Source organism: Nocardia sp. NPDC050412, from assembly GCF_044458825.1.
Classification (GTDB): domain Bacteria; phylum Actinomycetota; class Actinomycetes; order Mycobacteriales; family Mycobacteriaceae; genus Nocardia.
This window is the reverse complement of the sequence record NZ_JBITIJ010000005.1, coordinates 592,473-611,120: the sequence shown is the minus strand read 5'-3', so window position 1 is coordinate 611,120 and position 18,648 is coordinate 592,473. Positions and strand designations below refer to the sequence as shown.

General features: G+C 63.1%; 18 protein-coding genes. 7 read left to right on the top strand and 11 right to left on the bottom strand.

The window, feature by feature from the left end:
* Positions 1–30: 30 nt before the first annotated feature.
* Positions 31–954 carry a helix-turn-helix transcriptional regulator gene (locus tag ACIBI6_RS17405; RefSeq protein WP_364352825.1) on the bottom strand — a complete coding sequence of 308 codons (924 nt, stop codon included), beginning with the start codon at positions 952–954 and terminating at the stop codon, positions 31–33.
* 117 nt (positions 955–1,071) lie between these two features.
* Here ACIBI6_RS17405 and ACIBI6_RS17400 point away from each other — a divergent pair, with 117 nt between their 5' ends.
* Positions 1,072–2,115: an NAD(P)-dependent alcohol dehydrogenase gene (locus tag ACIBI6_RS17400; protein WP_330256289.1), complete on the top strand. Its 1,044-nt coding sequence runs from the start codon at positions 1,072–1,074 to the stop codon at positions 2,113–2,115.
* A 1,042-nt stretch (positions 2,116–3,157) separates the two neighbouring features.
* Positions 3,158–3,604, top strand: a complete 447-nt coding sequence (locus tag ACIBI6_RS17395; protein ID WP_364352821.1) for a hypothetical protein — start codon at positions 3,158–3,160, stop codon at positions 3,602–3,604.
* 497 nt (positions 3,605–4,101) lie between these two features.
* Here the strand turns inward: ACIBI6_RS17395 and ACIBI6_RS17390 are convergent, their stop codons facing one another.
* Together ACIBI6_RS17390 and ACIBI6_RS17385 are read right to left on the bottom strand one after the other, a co-directional pair.
* Complete coding sequence (locus tag ACIBI6_RS17390; protein ID WP_364352818.1) at positions 4,102–5,241, bottom strand: hypothetical protein; 1,140 nt, start codon at positions 5,239–5,241, stop codon at positions 4,102–4,104.
* A 59-nt stretch (positions 5,242–5,300) separates the two neighbouring features.
* Positions 5,301–6,020 (bottom strand): hypothetical protein, encoded by a 720-nt coding sequence (locus tag ACIBI6_RS17385; RefSeq protein WP_396956962.1) that lies wholly within the window; start codon positions 6,018–6,020, stop codon positions 5,301–5,303.
* Between the two features lie 518 nt (positions 6,021–6,538).
* On the opposite strand from ACIBI6_RS17385, the gene ACIBI6_RS17380 reads away from it, so the two are divergent.
* Positions 6,539–7,357: an alpha/beta hydrolase gene (locus tag ACIBI6_RS17380; protein WP_396956960.1), complete on the top strand. Its 819-nt coding sequence runs from the start codon at positions 6,539–6,541 to the stop codon at positions 7,355–7,357.
* Here the strand turns inward: ACIBI6_RS17380 and ACIBI6_RS17375 are convergent.
* Positions 7,354–8,796 carry an XRE family transcriptional regulator gene (locus ACIBI6_RS17375; protein WP_364352809.1) on the bottom strand — a complete coding sequence of 481 codons (1,443 nt, stop codon included), beginning with the start codon at positions 8,794–8,796 and terminating at the stop codon, positions 7,354–7,356. The two genes, ACIBI6_RS17380 and ACIBI6_RS17375, sit on opposite strands and share 4 nt — an antisense overlap.
* A 196-nt stretch (positions 8,797–8,992) precedes the next feature.
* Between ACIBI6_RS17375 and ACIBI6_RS17370 the strand changes: the two genes are divergently transcribed.
* From ACIBI6_RS17370 to ACIBI6_RS17360, 3 genes are read left to right on the top strand one after another with little or no spacing between them, the layout of a single operon-like run.
* Complete coding sequence (locus ACIBI6_RS17370; RefSeq protein ID WP_396956957.1) at positions 8,993–9,676, top strand: hypothetical protein; 684 nt, start codon at positions 8,993–8,995, stop codon at positions 9,674–9,676.
* Complete coding sequence (locus ACIBI6_RS17365; RefSeq protein WP_364352803.1) at positions 9,673–10,818, top strand: radical SAM protein; 1,146 nt, start codon at positions 9,673–9,675, stop codon at positions 10,816–10,818. The genes ACIBI6_RS17370 and ACIBI6_RS17365 overlap by 4 nt, the downstream gene beginning before the upstream one ends.
* A gap of 5 nt (positions 10,819–10,823) precedes the next feature.
* Positions 10,824–11,477, top strand: coding sequence for a hypothetical protein (locus ACIBI6_RS17360; protein WP_364352800.1), 654 nt, complete (start codon positions 10,824–10,826; stop codon positions 11,475–11,477).
* Here the strand turns inward: ACIBI6_RS17360 and ACIBI6_RS17355 are convergent.
* Both ACIBI6_RS17355 and ACIBI6_RS17350 read right to left on the bottom strand, forming a co-directional pair.
* Entirely contained in the window at positions 11,474–12,100 is a 627-nt protein-coding gene (locus ACIBI6_RS17355) for a carbohydrate kinase family protein (protein WP_364352797.1), read from the bottom strand. The genes ACIBI6_RS17360 and ACIBI6_RS17355 overlap by 4 nt on opposite strands.
* Before the next feature lie 299 nt (positions 12,101–12,399).
* Positions 12,400–12,867, bottom strand: a complete 468-nt coding sequence (locus ACIBI6_RS17350; protein WP_364352794.1) for an NUDIX domain-containing protein — start codon at positions 12,865–12,867, stop codon at positions 12,400–12,402.
* A gap of 205 nt (positions 12,868–13,072) precedes the next feature.
* On the opposite strand from ACIBI6_RS17350, the gene ACIBI6_RS17345 reads away from it, so the two are divergent.
* Entirely contained in the window at positions 13,073–13,270 is a 198-nt protein-coding gene (locus tag ACIBI6_RS17345) for a hypothetical protein (protein WP_396956954.1), read from the top strand.
* Between the two features lie 226 nt (positions 13,271–13,496).
* On the opposite strand, the gene ACIBI6_RS17340 is transcribed toward ACIBI6_RS17345, so the two are convergent.
* From ACIBI6_RS17340 to ACIBI6_RS17320, 5 genes are all read right to left on the bottom strand, one after another.
* Complete coding sequence (locus ACIBI6_RS17340) at positions 13,497–13,904, bottom strand: ArsR/SmtB family transcription factor (RefSeq protein ID WP_396956952.1); 408 nt, start codon at positions 13,902–13,904, stop codon at positions 13,497–13,499.
* Positions 13,904–14,560: an SRPBCC domain-containing protein gene (locus ACIBI6_RS17335; protein ID WP_396956950.1), complete on the bottom strand. Its 657-nt coding sequence runs from the start codon at positions 14,558–14,560 to the stop codon at positions 13,904–13,906. The genes ACIBI6_RS17340 and ACIBI6_RS17335 overlap by 1 nt, the downstream gene beginning before the upstream one ends.
* Positions 14,561–14,819: 259 nt before the next feature.
* Entirely contained in the window at positions 14,820–15,143 is a 324-nt protein-coding gene (locus ACIBI6_RS17330; protein WP_396956948.1) for a hypothetical protein, read from the bottom strand.
* A gap of 423 nt (positions 15,144–15,566) precedes the next feature.
* Complete coding sequence (locus ACIBI6_RS17325) at positions 15,567–17,033, bottom strand: PLP-dependent aminotransferase family protein (protein WP_396956946.1); 1,467 nt, start codon at positions 17,031–17,033, stop codon at positions 15,567–15,569.
* Between the two features lie 214 nt (positions 17,034–17,247).
* The gene (locus tag ACIBI6_RS17320) at positions 17,248–18,648 is read right to left on the bottom strand and encodes a salicylate synthase (protein ID WP_396956944.1); all 1,401 of its coding nucleotides are present in this window, start codon (positions 18,646–18,648) and stop codon (positions 17,248–17,250) included.

Sequence of the window (18,648 nt, the reverse complement as noted above, 5' to 3'; positions counted from 1 at the left end):
GACCGGACGCGAACCCAGCCCAGCCGGGCGTCAGGGGCGGGCTGAGTTGATGGGCGCTTGGGCGGCGTCCGTGCCCCAGCTGGCCAGGAGACACAGCGCCTCCGCCGACGGCGAGCCCGGTTCCGCGTGGTAGACACACAGGTACTGCTCCGCGTCGTCCGGGAGGTACAACGTCTCGTACGCCAGGGTCAGCTCACCGACCAGAGGGTGCCGCATCCGCTTCACACCATGCCCCTTTTCCTTCACGTCATGCGTGGCCCACAGCCGCCGGAACTCCTCGCTCTTGACCGATAGTTCCCCCACCAGCGCCGACAGTTCCGGGTCGTCCGGATGCTGGCCCGCGTACAGCCGCAGATAGCTGACCATGTCGGACGCCTTGGAATCCCAGTCCAGGAACAGCCGCCGGTAGTCGGGAGAAAGAAAGGTCAGCCGCGCCCAATTGCGTTCGGCGGGCGGCAGCTGCCCCCAGTCGCCGAAGAGCGCCGCCGCCATCTGGTTCCAGGCGAGGATCTCCGACCGCGCCCCGGCCACGTACGCGGGCATCCCGTCCATCGACTCCAGCAGTTGCTGCAACGTGACCCGCACCTGCTGCTGCTTGGGTGCCCGATACTTGCGCCGCAGTTGCTTGGGCTTGGCGAGGCGGGTGAGGTGCGCGTGCTCGGCGTCGGTCAGCCGCAGGGCGCGCGCGATCGAGTCGAGCACCTCCGCCGACACATTGCGCCCGTTGCCCTGCTCCAGCCGTGTGTAGTAAGCCACCGAGACCCCGGCCAGCTGAGCCAGTTCCTCGCGACGCAGGCCCGGCACCCGCCGGTGCCGCCCTTGCCAGGGAATCCCTACGTCACCCGGCTCGAGCCGGGCCCGGCGCGTACGCAAGAACTCGCTGAGCTCGGCGCGCTGGTCCAGGCCGTCGGAGTGCGCGGCCTGAGCGTCGTCCGGGGCAGGATTGTCGCTCATGCTCTCCAGTATTCCCGGTCGTACGACTACGAGCCTGATCCTGTCAGTGGTAGGACCACTGGACGTACGCAAAGCACGGCCTAGGCGAGTGCCGGTTCGTCCAGCACGCTGGAAGCCATGACCACCACTGTTGCCGCATATGCCGCGCCCAGCGCCAAGGCTCCGCTGGAGCGCACCACCATCGAGCGCCGCACGGTCGGCGAGCACGACGTACTGATCGCCATCAAGTTCGCCGGGATCTGCCACTCCGACATTCACCAGGCCCGTGCGGGCTGGGGTGAGGCCATCTTCCCGATGGTCCCGGGGCACGAGATCGCCGGCGTCGTCGAGGCGGTCGGTTCCGGTGTGACGAAGTTCAAGGTCGGCGACCGCGTCGGCGTCGGCTGCATGGTCGACTCCTGCCGCGAATGCGAGCCCTGCCGCAACGGCCAGGAGCAGCACTGTGTGCAGGGAAATGTGCAGACCTACAACGGCATCGGCAAGGACGGCGAACCCACCTACGGCGGCTACTCACAGAAGGTCGTCGTCGCCGAGGCATTCACCGTACGCATCCCCGAGGGCCTCCCCCTCGACGTCGCGGCGCCGCTGCTGTGCGCCGGCATCACCACGTACTCCCCGCTCAAGCACTGGGGCGCCGGCCCCGGCAAGAAGGTCGCTGTGATCGGGCTGGGCGGCCTGGGACATATGGGCGTCAAGATCGCCCACGCTCTCGGCGCGGAAGTCACCGTCCTGTCGCAGTCGCTGCGCAAGAAGGACGACGGCCTGAAGCTGGGCGCCGACCACTACTACGCCACCAGCGATCCGAAAACGTTCGAGGAGCTGGCCGGTTCCTTCGACATCATCCTCTCCACGGTGTCCGCGCCGCTGAACTTCGGCGCCTACCTGAGCCTGCTGAAGACGGCCGGCGCGCTGGTGAACGTGGGCGCTCCCGAGGAACCCATCTCGCTGAACCTGTTCTCGCTGATCGGGGGCGCCAAGATCCTCGCCGGCTCCATGATCGGCGGCATCGCCGAGACCCAGGAGATGCTCGACTTCTGCGCCGAGCACGGCCTGGGCGCAGAGATCGAGCTGATCGAGGCGAGCCAGATCAACGAAGCGTACGAACGGGTCGACAACTCGGACGTGCGCTACCGCTTCGTGATCGACACGGCCACGATCTGATCGACACCTCGTTGGTCGGGGGCGCACTCACCGTGCCATCGGCCTGATCCCACGGGTAATCGAAGCCCTCCTCGGGCTCCGGCAACATCGCGCACAGAGAGATCGCCGGATCCAGGAGGGCTCGGACGCTTGGTTACGCTTCGTCCTCCCCTGATTTCTCGTCTTTCCATGCCGCACATAGGGTGCACCGAAAGTCGGCTATGCGCTACCGGATGCCCTGGATCACTACACCCGCCGGCCCATCCGAAGAATCCGATACAAACCAGAATGCAAACCGTGGGGTTTCCGCGGGGCTGGGCCAAATAGAAACAGGTCAGGACCGGCACAATACCGGTCCTGACCTGCTATTTTGAGTGGGCCTAACACTCCACAACCCGAACCCGCTGTCGGTCGAAGGGCCAGCGATTCGGATCATGCCAGGAGGCAAGCGGCAGGTTCGAACCACAGCTTGACCGGCTGATTTCACCGATCTGTGGGCGGTGGTGTCCCTCGCTGCCGCCTTGGATACCACCGCGCACATCCAAGCTTCAACGCGGGGCGTTCGCTCAGAATGCTGTATGAGCGGACGTTCGTCTGCTTCCCCCAGGTCCGCGACCTGTTCGAGATGGATCGACCACGCTCCGCAGGCCCACCTTCCACCACGACTGCGTCGTATGACCGTGCGGCCGATGAGAGCGTCCTCATCGAGTCGAACGATCCACCTACGTTCGACACCGAGACGACAGCGTCGGCTAGTAACGGCGTGGCACCCCTGTGGCACGGCCGATTTCATCCGCCTAGACTCTGCCCGGTGAGCGAGCAGCGTCCGCCCACGGGGGGAGCCCGTGCGAACCATTCTGAGCAACGACCTTCTTCACCGACACACGGAACATCACCAGCCGAACCAGCACCCCGACATCGATCCAGGATCGGTGATCTTGGGCCAACTTGGATCACCGCGATCTCGGGGCTCATTGTCGCCCTGACCGGGTTGGGGGTGCTCGTCGGACGGCAAACAGCGCCAACGAGTTCGGAGGCAACGGCCCAAACAGTCACATCAGTTGTGACCGTTGCCGCCGAAGCATCACCACGTACCAGCGCTACCGGCACGCACCAGACGACCACAGCTACGGCCGGACAGGCGGCAGGGACCGCTCTCGTCGAGAACTGCCCGATTGTCCTCGCGCAAGACTTCGATCTTCCTGTCGGAAGGATGGCGGAATGCCCGTTTCCAACCAGCGATACAACTGTCGGAATCGGCTGGCAGGGCTACACGCTGAAAGTGACCGACAACAAGGCGACGTTTGCAAAACTGGACGGTGAGTCAGCCAGCCTTGAAGGCTGCAAGAAAAACACCCGCTACGTCAGGGTGATCGACGCACCCGCCGCTGGCGACGTGATCTGCTACGTGAACAAAGGAATCGTCGCAGCGATTACTTTCACGAAAACGATTGCTGCCGGACAGTATTCGGATCCAGCCGAATTCAACATCACGATCTGGCAGACGTGAAGCGCCAGCAGATCCTCCGGTTCATCGACCTAGTGAACCCCGCACGTCCAGGCTCCGTTTGGGAAGGTTTCTGCGGCGCTCCCGCAAACTCATCAACTCCGTGTTGACCTCCCGGGCTCCGACATCGAGGTCACGGTGCTCGATACCGAGATCCGTGAGCCGGCCTGTTCCTGATCGAGAGAAACCTTGCCTCCGGCGACAGCATGCTGGCAGCCAACTGCGCCGCGTCCACGCTCCCCTGGGTAGCCCCTCCGCATCCAGGTGCTCCTGGTATCGGTTATCTTGCGTCTTCCGCCGGGCGCGTTCCTAATAGGCCGTCAACGGCCAGCACCGAATACACCGACACAGACGCCCTGATCGGTCTCGCCACAATTTCAAGCGAAACCGTGGGGCTGGATCAGATAGAGCAGGTCAGGCCCGATCTCCGGGACCGGGCGTCCGTCGGCGACGATAGCCGCGCGCAACTCGCCGGACGCGCCAACAGCTTTCGCAGTGATTCATCGTTCAAGGACACCGTGTACCGAGAACAAGTCAGCGAAGAAGCTACGCAACATCTCCGGAGCCTCTGGTTGCATCAACTCGTATCCACCGAATCGGAACACCTCGTATCCGCGAAGCCGTAGCGCACGATCCTCGGTAACCATCTTGGCGTATTCCTGAGGCGATGCCTTGTCGCCATTAGCGTAATGCTGCTTACCATCTACCTCGATGACGACTCGAACATGATCAGGCAATAAGAGGAGGAAATCCATTCGCTCTCTCCTCAGACGATTCGGCTTCCCCAGCGTTCGGCGTTCGGCACCAGTTAGCGGGTCGAAATGAAGATAGACCTGCGGCAACAATGCAGGAGCTTTCCAACCCGACTCACCTCGATAGTTCTCGCAGTATATACGAAATACGATTCGTTCGACCGAGTTGTTTCCAAGCGAGGAGTCAAGCCGCCGATAGAGACTGCGCGCGCTTTCAATCTCCGACTCCGAGCCCGAGCTGTCATGACCACTCCACCACGTTACGAGGGCCCCCCAACTCAGTCCGGTCCCAGCCAAGGGCTTATCATATATCAAGCAGTGTTCGCCAAATTTCACGATCTCAATGACATTGTTTACAGCATCGCGCAGCACAATTTCAGGTTTAGGGCCAGACGACGCAAAGATAATGTTCTTTAGCTGCCCATCGACGCCACGAGCGGAAGTGCTAGCGTCGTTCAGTTCTTCGAGATCAGATAAACCATTCCAGATCGGCTCAAAGAGTTCGCTCAGATAACCACGCCGAGCAGCCCACCCACCCCCACCGCTCATTCCCTCACGGCTCCAGTAGTCATGAAACCCGGTAAAATCCCGGAAGGGCAGTTTAAATTCAAGTCCGAGCCGTCGTAGCACAGCTCGCAAAGCTCGTAGCGCGACCGGAATCTCATCATTGCTGAGCTTGTGAGTAGAATCGGTGCCAAAGCTACGAAGTTCATCGTGAACCAACTGAGTAAGCGCCTGTGCAACGTCAAGATCGCTGGCCTTCTCGATTGCGCCCTTGGCAATAGCGGCAAGCAAGTCGTTGTCGAGCACTTCCCTAAACGCCCACGGGTCGCCATTCATAGCCCAAGTGGAGTCGCGCTCAGTTTTGAAGAAGCCGCTTGGCTGCATTGTCTGATACCTTGTCCATTTATCTTATTGTATCAAAGTTTAAATTTCACTTTAGACGTCTATCCTCGCGCAATTCGCCGCCGCTCATCAAGATAGGACTCGATAGCGTATTCTTCCTCGGCGTCTAACTCTTCCTGTGTGGGCTGGACAGGCTCCAGATGGTACTCGTTACCCATGTCAGCCTCAAAAAGAAGCTCTTCATCCAGTCTTAGCGAACAGACTCGGCAAAAGAATTCTTTGGGTGTTGCGGTAAGATCAATATATTTTCCTAAATTTCCATCGTAGTCACCGTCTGTGATGATTCCGCTTCTTCTGATGACGTATTCTAGCCATCCATCGAAGCCACACACAGGACAAAGCCTACGGCGAAATCTTTCATCAGAGTTTTCTGAGTCATCGAAGTAACTGTCAGGCTCCTTTTCTGCGAGCTCAAACAGCGCATCGTCATCCAACCGCTTACGCAAGCGCTCAAGCTCGCGGAAAGCCAGCCCTTTAAGTTGCTCAAATCTAATCCGACGTTCACGCTTTTGCCGCCTTAAGCGCTCATCCACCTGCGCGATAAGGGACATTCCCCAGTAGGCAACGCGATGCAGTTCGGCATTCTCACTGCCAACTACGGCCAATAGTTCTTCACTGAGTTCGACCATCTTGTTCAATGCTTCTTCAAGCTCAGATCTGTCGACCAACCCCATATGTGCAGCAGCGTTCCGCACATCAAATACCAGTGCGTGTCGCTGCTGGTCGTAATTTAGCATGTACGCCTCTTTTAGTAAATTCATGCAGTCTGCGACAGAGCGAGACTTTCCCCTATGAACCGCAACGCACGAGAACCCGGAAAACAGCAAGGCGCTCTTTACATCTCGTTCGGCTATCAGAGTCGGGGAAATGGTCGCTAACGCGCATTTCGCAAGTAGCTCAACCGACGTTCCGATAGACATTGCACAATCCAAGAGCTCTAATTCGTCGTCCGACGAGGATGTGAGTGCACGCCTTCCATGAAGCGATGCCGCACGGAAGAGATGTAGAGCCAGGTCAGCGTGAGCGACCGCGCGTCCGATTCCGGGCCATATCATTGGGATCTTCCTCGCCATGCCGACCTTCCCCGTCTGAGCGACGCACTCGTGCAGCACCTACCTCGGCCCGTCGTTGCGTCCCCGCACATATGCGTCTTATACATACTCCGCTTTACGCCAAGGTCGTAGCGGTTTTGTGTTCTCGGCAACCTGTCGAACAAGCCACCGACCACGACGTGGGACGACCGCTCGAAGCGTCGACCTGAATCTGGTTGACTGGCTCCGTGGTTCCGACGAGCACCATCACCCGCATACGTACCCTCGACGGCCTGCACCTGGCAGCCACCCTCGTCACTCCCGGTCAACCCACCACGCACGCCGTCGTGCTGGTGCATGGTGGTGGCGTCACCCGCGAGGAGGGCGGCTTCTTCACCCGTCTCGCGACTGGCCTTGCCGATGCTGGTATCGCGTCGCTGCGGTTTGACCTTCGCGGCCACGGCGACAGCGAGGGCCGCCAAGAGGAACTGACCCTCTCCGCCATCCTCAACGACATCCGCGTCAGCCTCGCCGCTGTGCAGGATGCCACGGATGCCAGTGACCTGGCGCTGCTCGGTGCCAGCTTCGGGGGCGGCATTTGTGGCTATTACGCTGCCAAACGCCCAGATGATCTGTCTCGGTTGGTGTTGCTGAATCCTCAGTTCGACTATAAGAAGCGCACCATCGACACTCGCGACTACTGGACGAACGATGTCATCAGCGACGAGAAGGCCGAAGAACTCAACGAAACCGGAGCGATTCAGTTCACGCCGACACTCCGGCATGGTCGGCCGCTGCTCAACGAGGTGTTCTGGCTGAAGCCGAACGAAGTCCTCGGCGAGATCAAAGCATCGGCTCTGATCGTCCATGGCAACGCAGACACCTTGGTCCCAATCGACGGTTCCCGTGCTGCCGTTACCCAATTCACCGCACCCGTTGAGCTGGTCGAAATCGAGGGATCACAGCACGGGTTCGCCGTCCATGACGATCCGCAGTACCTCAACCCGAAAAGCCAGGAGTTCCAGGCCGAAGTGATCCGCATCGTGGCGGACTGGCTCACGGCTTAGCGCGACGGCATCAAGGCTTCACGGAGCTGCCGCACATTCGGCCGGTGGTTCCAAGGGGCGAGCGTCCGCACTACGTCCACAACGACATTCATCGTGCGCTCCGAATGGGTCTCGCGCGCCACCGCGACCGATTTGGTTGCCACCGTGGCGGCCTCGTCTGGTTCGCCGCTGAGTGCGAGTGCTTTTGCCTGTCGAGCGCTGAAGAAGCCAGCATCGCGCCGGGACAGTCCCCCGTCGGCGAGCACCTGACCGAACAGTTCAGTGGCCCGCTGCGGCTTGCCGGCCTCGGTGTAGCAGCAGGCTGAGCGAACCAGAAGCGTGCTCTCGTTGAAGTAGCTCACCAACTCTTGATCGTCGGCACCGCTGGCCTCGGTGAGGAGGTGTTGAGCCTGGCCAAGGCTTTGTTCGACGGCGGCTGCTGGCTCGCCAATCATGGCGAGTCCCAATGCTTCCTGCTGCACAACTTCCGCCTGCACCCGGATCGGAAGCTGCCACGGCCCCTCTTTGGCGGCTTGCGCCAATCCGAGCAGCGTCCCCGGGTCGCGCGAGTCATAGGCCATCTGGGATTTCTTGAGCAGGACGTATCCCTGCATGGGCAGGCTGCCCGCGGCCTGCGCCCACTCCATCGCGCGGTCGTACAGGAAGGTCGCCGTTACCGGGTCATGGAGGTCGCGGTACAGCCACCCTGCGAATTCCGCGCCATCTGATCCAACCGCCAGCAGTTGCCGACGCACGTCTGACTGAACATCCTTGCTGTGCCGTTGGATTGCGCCGAGCACGGCGAGCGTTACTGGCAACGCTTCGGCTGGACCGAGGGAACCGTCATCGGCTTTGCAACGCGCAAGCTGAGCACGGAAGAACTCCAGGACTGAGCCATCGAAGTAGCGGTGGGCGTCCTCCAATGCCCGGCTCACTCGCTCCAGATCGTCACTGTGGCTAATCGGCGGGATGCCGGTGCCATCGCCAGCTAACCAATGGGCAAGCGCCAGCGCGTTATTACCTGTCGTGCTTGTAGGTTCGACGGCTACAGCTGCCGAGCGCAGGTCGTCGGGCAGCTTGAACCACAGCAACTCGGGCGGAATTCGGAGAATCTGTGCCCACCGCGTCAATTTGGACAGTTGCTCTGGCGCTGAACCCTTTTCGATTCGACTGATCTGCACCTGTGTCATACCGAGCCAACTGCCCATCAGTTCCTGCGGCAGCTGTTGTCCGTGATACGGGTGGTTGCGGTACGCGAAGAAGACCCGGCCCATGTGCCAGGTGGCGAGAGCATCGCGCATTTGGTCGGTCTGCCAAAAGTCCGGCGGAAGCGTCGGCGGGCGGTGCCGCTGTCCCCGTGCCATGACTTCGCAAGCACCACAAACAGATTCGGCGTTGTAGCGGCTCAAGCGGTTGCCACAGCGCGCGCAATAGCGCTGGTAGTGCGGCGTTTCGGTCATGTGAACCGCTCCGGATCGTCCACGACGGTTGCCTTATCCCCCGTTTGCCCTGGTCAGAGAAAGCTACCACTGGCTTCCGTGATCGGTATGCGTTCCATGTATATCGCGTATTCGCCGTGGTCGTGGTGGTTTTTTGGCCGAAATCCGACGCTTGGGGACCAGACACATTCAGGCCCTCAAACGAAAGGAGTAGGCCGTGGCCCTGTCCCTTGTTGTACCCATCTTCGGTCCACCGGCCGCAGGCAAAACCGCTCTCACACTGCGCCTCGGATCGGCACCAGGGCGGCGTATCTTCCGACTGCGCGAGCACGTCCCCACAGACGTACTGGCCGCCACCGCGACCAGCAGCGAACGACTGGGCTGGATCGACGAGTTCACTGTCGGGGAAGCGCTGCGCTCGTACTTCGATGCCGCGCACGCCGATCCAGACGCGCATACCGTGCTGCTGGACAACTTCCCCGGTTCTGCGAGCCAGGTCGACCAACTGCTCACCACCCTTTGGGCGTTGACGCCACCCGGTCATATCGAGGCGATCGAAATCGTAACCGACGCAAGGACGCTCAAGCAGCGGGCGAAGAACCGAAAGGTGTGCCACCAGTGCGAGCGTGATCCCATCCGCGATCCCCGACTTTCAGCCATACCCAGCCGGGATGACCCCTGGCAGTGCGCCCACTGCGGTGGCTTGTTGCATCCACGGCGCGGCGACTCGCCCCGGCTGTTCAAGGCCAGGTTGCAGCGCTACCACCAGACGGCTGCCGGTATACGAGCAGGCTTCACCGACTCCGGTATTGCCCTCACTCAGCTCGACACCACCAACACCATCGACGGGGCGGCGAACCTGCTTGCCCCGCTCCTTATTTCACGGAGTTCCACACGATGAATACTGTTCCATTGCCCATGCCCAGCCTCAAACCGAGCAGTGATGGGTACGGCCACGCCCGCATGCCGCGCGGTGCCACCGTTCCTCAGCCGGACCGGATCGACCGCGTGGCCTACGGCCGCTTCCGCAACGTATACCTCTACATCACCGAGGCGTGCCAACTTCGCTGCGAGCACTGCTACATGGGCGAACGGCTAGACCGGGCGTTGAAGATGCCGCTGCCCAAGATCGTGGACACGCTCACCACGTGGCGTCGGCTGGGCGGGAGCAAATTGACCATCCTCGGTGGCGAGCCCACGCTCCACCCCCACTACTGCGAGGTGATCCGACTGAGCAAACAGCTCGGCTACGAGCACGTCATCACCACGACGAACGCTCAGAAACCGGCACTTCGGCGCTTCCGGCAGCTCGGGCCGGAGGACTTCGCCTACGTACAGGTGAGTCTCGACGGCGGCAGCCGCGAGACCCACGATGCCGTGCGTGGTGCGGGCACGTTCGATGAAGCCATGGAAACCACGCGGGAGCTGGCCGAACGCGGGTTCGACACTCGCATCATCTGCACGGTCAACAAGGCCAACGAACGAGATGTGTTCCAACTCCTCGACATTGCGGATGTCCTGGGGGTGAGCCTGGTGAAGTTTCACGTCTTCTCGACCATCGGCACCGGGCACGGCAATGCGGAGATGGCCATGACACCGCCGGAATGGGTGAGTTTCTGCGACACGCTCAATGATGTTGCGCCCCAGTACAAGACAAGGGTGTGGTACCAGCCGACGTATGCCCGGCGCGATCAGATGGAGCGCTACGCCGCCGAGGGCTATCAGGGGTGCATCGGCCGAACACTGGACCGGATTTCGATCTTCCCGGACGGCCGCTGCTACGTCTGCTCCTACCTGTTCGACACCGAGCTGCACTTCGCCCAGATGGTCGACGGGCAAGTGCAGCTCAACCACAGTGCCAACGAGTTCGAGCTGTTCACCAGTGTCCTCGCCGAAAGCTCATGCGGCGGATGCAAAGCCGGTGCCTGCATGGGCGGGTGTCCGGCCGAAGAGGTGGTGATGGGCCAGTCCTCGTGCACGGCCTACGAGGACATTGTGCCCGTCTGCCGCCTGTGGAAATCCAGCGCCAAGCCCGAGGAGTGAACCCAATGGACGATATGGATCGGATCGCCGAAAATCTGCGCTGGATCGACTGGGGCGACATCGACGATGTCGAGCTGAACTGTCGTGAGGCATTGAACGAACTTGCGGCCGAACCGCGAATTGTGCGTGCACGGCTGGAGGAACTACCCAACCGGCCCGAGCTGCTCGACCTGTGCGAGCACTACGACATCCTGGACAAAATCGTGCTGGCCAGCGGGGACGATCCGGGAGTACGGGTACGGCTGCATGTATTCCTGCCGGGCTACTTCGACCGCCCGCACAATCACCGCTGGTCCTACGCCAGCAAGATTCTGCGCGGGCACTACCGGCACTACTTGTTCGGCAACGCCGAGCTGGACGAACAGGTGGAGCCGAACAAGCTGCCAGTGCTGCACGTTCGAGAGGAGCCGGTGGGCACCAGCTACGCGCTGCACCACTCGATGGTGCATGCAGTAGTCGCGGAGCAGTTCACGGTGTCGCTCGTGATACGCGGGCCAGCCGTCAAGGACCGGTTCTTGGTTATGGATCGGCAGACGAACGAGGCGTGGTGGCAGCTCGGGGCCAAGGATGAGTCCGAAGCGGAGGCCAAGAAGAAACAGATGAGCCGTACGCGATTCGCGGAAGTAACTGGCTGGATGGATGAGTGGGGGTTGTTCTAGCTGGCGGCGAACTGTTGGCGACTGGCGACTAATGCCCGCAGTTCGGCCAAGGTCGGCAGTGGGGCACCCTGGTGTCGTGAACACCGGAGTGCCCCACTGGCCGATCCGAGCAACATACTTTGCCCCATGGACCAGCCAGCCCAGAGGCCATAAAGCAGGCCACCCGTGAAGGCAGCACCCGCGCAGTGCGTATGTCGAACCTCCACCGGAAACGCTGGCACCGAGACCAGTTCCGACCGACTGAGCCCGACGGCACCATGGGCACCAGCGGTCACGATCACCCAGGCTGCACGAGTCTGGTCCAAGATGGATCGGGCCAGAGCTGGCGCATCGGCGTGGGCAGTGTCATCGACATTCGTTTGCACCAGCAGGCCGGAGTACCCGCGTACAGCAGCTGCCACCTCAGGCGAAAGCACGGAGCCACCGAGATTTAGCAACAAGGGCACCTCGGCGGCACGGGCGACCTCGATCACGCGAAGTGCGGCTGATTCGATCAGCTCGTAGCAATCCAGGTAAACGAATGCCGCATCCGCCAGCGGCGACAGGTCGGCACGCTCCAAACTGGCGGCAACGCCCGGCAAATGGGCGAACCATGTGCGGGTGTGCTGGTCGTCGCCTCTCACGACGATTCGTGGTGTGACGACATCCGGCCCGATCGCGAAGGCTGGACCTCGCGTTGTTCCAGCCAGCGGGCAACCCCTCGGCCGTGCTCATCGTCGCCAATGTCGTTGGCAATCAGCAGGGTCGGTGCTCCCAGAGATGCGAGCACCGCCGCTGTCATTGGCCCGTCAGCCGCTACCGACCATTCGATGGTGCGGATTTCCGCTCCGTGGTTGGCGAGGGGAAATACGGGCACCGTCCATAATTCCGCCTGCGCCAGGTAGCTGACGCATATCACCGGGCCAGACGGAGGCACAGTGAACTACCAGCCGTAGACCGAGAAGGAATCGCCAGCCGCGATGCGCTCTATTGCTGTGCGGCAGTAGGGGATCATGTGATCGGGCAGTGCATCTGCCGCGAACCATTCGAGCGCACTGCACTTTTCAGGTTCCAGGTTGGTTGGCTCCCCCTGCCATGTGTCCACGGTGAAGAAGAACGCTATCCGCCCGCCTGAGGACGAGTTGTGCATGATGTGGCTGAAGTGCACATCCTCCGGCGCGATGCTCACGCCGATTTCTTCCCTGGCTTCGCGGATCAGGGCGTCGACCACCGATTCGTCGGCTTCGAGATGACCGCTCGGCAGGTGCCAGGCTCCATCCTCGAAGCCGGTGTTCTGGCGCCGGCCGAACAGCACTTCAGTCCCTCGGCGCAGCAGCAGGTGAACGTCACCAGTCACCTTGTGCCGCTGCGGCTTTGCTTCTCGGGCGAGTGCGGTCGTTGTGTCAGTCATCGGTTGGTTGTCTCCTCTCGTAGTGGTTGAACTGGTTGTTTGATGCATTGAGCCCCTGAACGCACCGAGCCTAGATCTCCCGTCATCGGTGCGATATACACCGAACGTATACCGACCAACGGGTCACGATATGGATTGGTCCCGGATGCGGATTCACCCTCGTTACCAGGCAATTTCGGCCGTAAACGGAACGGGAGTGGTGGACATGCGTAGGCCGCGACACATCCGGATCGAATCCGGTGCGCTGAGGTTGGACTACCAGGGGTCGGCCGAACAGGCCCAGAATGTCGCCGATGAGCTGGCCCACGGATCGCCGGAGGTCGTTGTCACGGTCGATGACAACGTGACAGAAGACCTTCCAAAATTGCCGTGCTCGCGGTTGTGGGAATTAAATTCGCTGTGACCGAACGGATTCCCCATACTCACTGTTGTAGACGTCACGTCACGAGCATTTGTACCGAAACCAGATAAGTTGCGTTGCCGGCGTCTGCGGGTGGCGCCGAAGCGCTGGGAACTCGGTGCGTTGCGGTGACGGTGATGGCTTCGTCATCGGGTTCCGGTCGGCACCACGCCCAACGGAGGTCACGAGCTGACGGGCGGGTCTCCAGGGCTCAGAAACCCTGGATGCGTCAGGCGTGTCGTGCGTCCGGGCCTGCTGCTTCCTCGACGGATTGGCCAGAATTCGCTGCGCGTCGTGGTCGTTTACCGCGGGCGATCTCCGTAGCGAGTGCGTCGAGTGGTTGGGCGAACTGCTCGATGGGGTCGGCCAATCTGGTCAGCCACAAGCAGGCCGCGTCCAGACCGCTGCGGTCGAGCAGGTAGAGCCGTCGAGTGCCCTCGGCGCGGACGCTCACCAGTCCGGCATCGCGTAGCACTTTGAGGTGCTGGGAGACGCCGGGCTGGGAGATCGCCGCGCGCTGTTGCACTGCGGCGACGATCGTGCCGGCCGACTGCTCGTCGGCGGCCACCAGTTCGAGGATGTAGCGGCGAACGGGATCGCCCAGTGCCTCGAAGATCCTCGCCACAGTGGCGCTCATCAGGATTCGGGACTTTCCTCGGGCGCAACCGTGTAGAAGCCCACCGTCTGCTCGGCGGCCCTGTGCGCGGCAGCCGAGTCATCACCGTCGGCGATCGCCGCGCCCGCCCAGCTGAGCGCCGAGGCCCGGATGAACTCGACTCCCTCGGGTGTGGCCGGAAACGTCATCGCTACAGCCTGGTCGACTTCCTCTCTGGTCGAGATGTGCAGACCCAACCCCATCAGGGCAAGATCCCAGCCGACACCGATGGCACCTGGTCCGAACTGCGTCCACAGCTCGGGATCCACATGCGCTTCGTGTACCAGCTCGAGGAGGGTGCCGCCATCGGTGGTGGCGAGGCTGACATCCAGCCACGAGACTTGCGGCCCCATCTCCCAGGTGACGGCGAACCGCTGCGGTGGCTCACATTGCTCGACCACACCGCTTGCGTTGCCCTCGATCTGGTAGTGACCGCCGACGCTCAGATCCCCGCTCACCGGCAAGAACCAGCGCGGTATCCGCTCGACATTGGTCAGCGCATCCCACAGATCGGCTTGGTCGGTGGGGTAGGCACGCCGGGCGACGGCGATCTTCGTCGGCGCGCCGTCGCGGGAGCCGGTGCGGATTTCGCGGGCCACGAGCCCGGCGATGGCGGCAGGGTCGGTCAGTAGCGGCATGACAGTCTCCTATATAAATTTGTACTTATATTCGTGGATGCTTACGTTAGCGGATATATCGCGGAACTCAACCCTCGGCCTCCCCTTCTACCTCCGGACCGCCAGCTTGCTTGGTGCTCGTTCCGGGTCGACGACCGGCCACGAGCGTCGCGGAGGAGGATTCGACGGGACTGTGTAACCGACCGAAGTCCCTACACCGGGACAACCGCCAGGCGGTGCTCGCTGCCCGGATCGGTCAGGAAGAGCGTGACAGTCTTCTCTATAAGTGTTTGCTTATATTAGCGGATATGCCGCGGAACTCAACCAGCGCGGCCAGCGATGGAGAGAACCCACGTTCCAGCAGCAGCGGGACCAGATTGAATACGCGGGCGAACGCGGTGAACGCGCCCAGGCTCAGCGCGACCACCAGCGCCAGGAATGCGGGGCTACACGAGATGGCGTCGTGGTTGGCGTAGGCGCGGTTCGGGGGTGTCGGTGCCTGTGGCCATGGGCCGCGCAACCCGATCCAATGGGCCGGGATCGTGACGACCGCCAAAATGGTGACAAGCAGGAGATAGATTGCGCGCCAATCGGTGTGCTGCACAAGAGCGGCGGTCAGTGGCGCGATACGGTGCTCGCTAGTCCGGCGGCAAGGGGCAGGATCATCAGCGCTTTGACATGGCTGGTGCCGTACCAGCGGGTCAGGGCCGCGAAGGCTGGCGGGTAAGTACCACGCCCGCGACAAGCCAACCGCCATAGAACACCACGAGATTCGGCGCGGTGGCGACGGCGGTCAACGCGGGACAGCGAGCACGGACCCCGCCGTCATGATCTTGCGGGGACCGATGCGGTCGATGACGCGACCGATCAGGACCGGGGACCGCGGCGGCGATGGAGCGGACCTAGCCGAACCAGTCCGCGCTGAACCGCAGCGCAAGTTCGGCGTCGAATCGTCGGCACGAGCAGATGTTCAGATAGGCCCGACCCAGCTTCTCGCTGAAATGCCCTACGAGGCTGGAGGTCTCGATCAACTGCACCGCCGCTGGGCGGGGCAGTCCCGGCTTCGCTGCGCGGTCGCCCGGTTCCGCTCCAGCGCGGTGTGCAGCAGGTCGAGCGCGTGGTCGACGTCGGTCGCGGCGATGGCCCCGTATCCGACGATAAGGCCGTCGGGACCGTCGCCCATGCGATACCGGGAGATCGGGAAGATGCCGACGCCGTCCGTCCGCGCGTGAGCCGCGACGGAAGCCGCGTCGACACCAGGTTGGGTCAACGCCGACACGTGCAGGCCCACCGCCGACGGAATGACCGTCAGCAAGTCAGCGAAACGCGTGGTCAACAGTTCGACTATCCGGTCGTGGCGGGCCTGGTACTCCCGGCGCATCCGCCGGATGTGCTTTGCCAGCATCCCTTCCTCGATGAAGCCGAGAAGCGCGGCCTGCGCGGGCTGCGGCGAATGCCAGTCGGTCACGTACTTCGCGGCGCGCAATGCCGCGAAGAGCGGCGCGGGGGCGGCGACGAAACCGATCCGCAGCACCGGAAGCATGACCTTGGAGAACGTTCCCACGTAGATGACCCGGCCTGCGGGGTCGATGCTGTGCAGCGGCTCGAGCGGACGGCCACCGTATCGGAACTCCGTGTCGTAGTCGTCCTCGATCACCACCACGTCGCGGCTACTCGCCCACTCCAGCAGCGCCCGCCTGCGCTGGGCCGACATCGGCATGCCGAGCGGAAACTGATGCGACGGGGTGACGTATACGATCCGCGTGTGATCGGGCAGCAGGTCGACCCGCATGCCCTCCGCGTCCACGTCGACCCCCACGACGTCGGCTCCGAGGCTTCGAAACAGCTCCCGCACAAGCGGATAGCACGGATTCTCGATCGCCACGCAGTCGCCCGGCCGCAGCAGCACCCGCCCCACCAGGTCCAGCGCCTGCTGGATGCCCTGCGTGATGATGATGTTGTCCGCGGTCACCTGCACGGCACGCGAGACCCCGATGTGCCGGGCGATGGCCGCCCGCAGCGCGGGCAGCCCCGCCGGATCGATGGGCATTCCGGTGCCGATCGATGATGCCCGGAACGCCTGCGAGGTCAACCGCCGCCACGCCTCATACGGAAACAACCGCACGTCCGGGATGCCGGGCCGTAGGTCGTACGGCGGCGCGTCGGTGAAGAAGCCGGGCGTGGGCACCTTGATATCCATCCACGACGGCGACGGGTGGACCACCGCGACCGATGTGGGCACGGGCGGGCGACGCCGCTGTCGCGCGACCATAGCGCGCACGAAAATGCCTGCGCCGACCCGGCTTTCGGCCAAACCGTCGGCGACCAGTCGGTCGTAGGCGCCGGTCACGGTATTGCGCGACACCGCCAGCCTGCGCGCCAGTTCCCGGGAAGGCGGCAACGGCTGGCCCGGCGCCAGCCGCCCGTCCAGCACGGCGTCCTTGATCTGCCGGTATATCTGCCCGCCGAGGTCCCCGCGGCCGGTGAGGCTCACATGCAAGTCCACAGTCGGCCTCAGCGCTGGGCCGACGACGGAGGATGGGCAGGGCCGGTAGCCCGCCAAGCCTGCCCGGCGTCACGCGGGGCAACCGAAAGCGCCGCGATCACAGGTGAATCCAGCCGAGCATGCCTGAGAGTAATCAGGCATGCACGGGCGACGCAACTTCTCCGCTATACCGACAACGCCGGATGCGAAACTCGACGATTCCCTAACGCCGCGGGTGGCGCGAGCCACCCGTCACCATCGGTGATCGCGGAGTAGACCCAGGTCCACGAGAGACCACGGGCACCAGATACGGAGCGACGCTGCCCAACTTCTCACAGGTTTCCTCGAATTCCCGGTCCGGCTGCGACTGGGACACGATACCGGCGCCCGCTCGCAGCCACGCCGCGTCCTCGTCCTGGTACACCGCCCGCAACACCAGAGTCGCTTCCAGTGCGCCGATTTCCGAAAGTGTCACCACCGCACCGGAATACAGTCCGCGGGCAGCGTCGTGGCGGAACACGGCGTCGACACCCGCCCGCTTCGGAATGCCGGACGCTGTGACCGCCGGGAACAACGCGTCCAGCGCATCCCACCGGGTCCGGTGCCGGGCGAGCCTGCCACGCACCGTGGAGGCCAGATGCTGGACGCTGCCGCGCTCGCGGACCGTCATGAAGTCTGTCACCGCCGCGGAACCCGGTTCGGCGATGGAGGCGACCTCAGTGAACGACGTTCGCACCGACACTGCGTGTTCCACGATCTCCTTCGGGTCCGACTCCAGCTCATTGCGGGCGGCCAGGTCTGCCGCGACGCCCTGCCCCAGCGCCCGGGTACCCGCCAGCGGTTCGGTGGTGACGACACCCTCGTCGTCGACCGACACCACCAACTCCGGGCTGAATCCAGCCGCGGCCAGCCCACCGAGCCGCAGCAGGAAAGACCGGGCGGGTGTGTTGTGTGCCCGGCCCAGGCGGTAACTGGCAGGCAGGTCGACCCGGAAGGGCAGCTCGACCCGGCGAGATAGGATCACCTTCTGGTAGTCGCCCGCGGCGATCTCCGCGACAGCGGTCGCGACCCGTGCACGGTAGCCGCTGACGTCGGTGCGCACGTCGACCGGATGCGGTGTCGGCAGCGGCTCGGCCGGTGAGCGCAGCAGTTGCTCGATCACCTCGACATCGGCGGCGGTCGCGCCGTCGACGGTGACCTCCGATTCGGTGACCGTCACCTCGATTCGCGGAATGATCATATGTGCCAAGCTGGTTCGCTCGGTGAGGTGCCGTTGCGCGCCGAACGCATCGGCGCAGAACTCGAAGGCGATCCAGCCGTAGGCGGTGCCGGAGGCTCCTGCGCCGCAGGCCACCCGCAGCGAGTCGAACCCTCGCTCCAGCGCGTCCACGGGTCTGCCGGTCCAGCGTTCGCGAGTGGACCCTCCGGCTGCGCTCACCCGCAGCTCGTCGGTGTCCAGCTCGACCCGGCCGAGCGGGTCGGCGGCGAACACCCATCGACCGGGCCGCTCATAGACGACGTGGTCACCGAAGCGGCCGGAGCCGGCCAGCCGCGACACCGCGGTCACGGGATCGACCGCGCTTGTTATTCGGACGGATTCCGGGGTGGTCACTTGGTTCTCCAT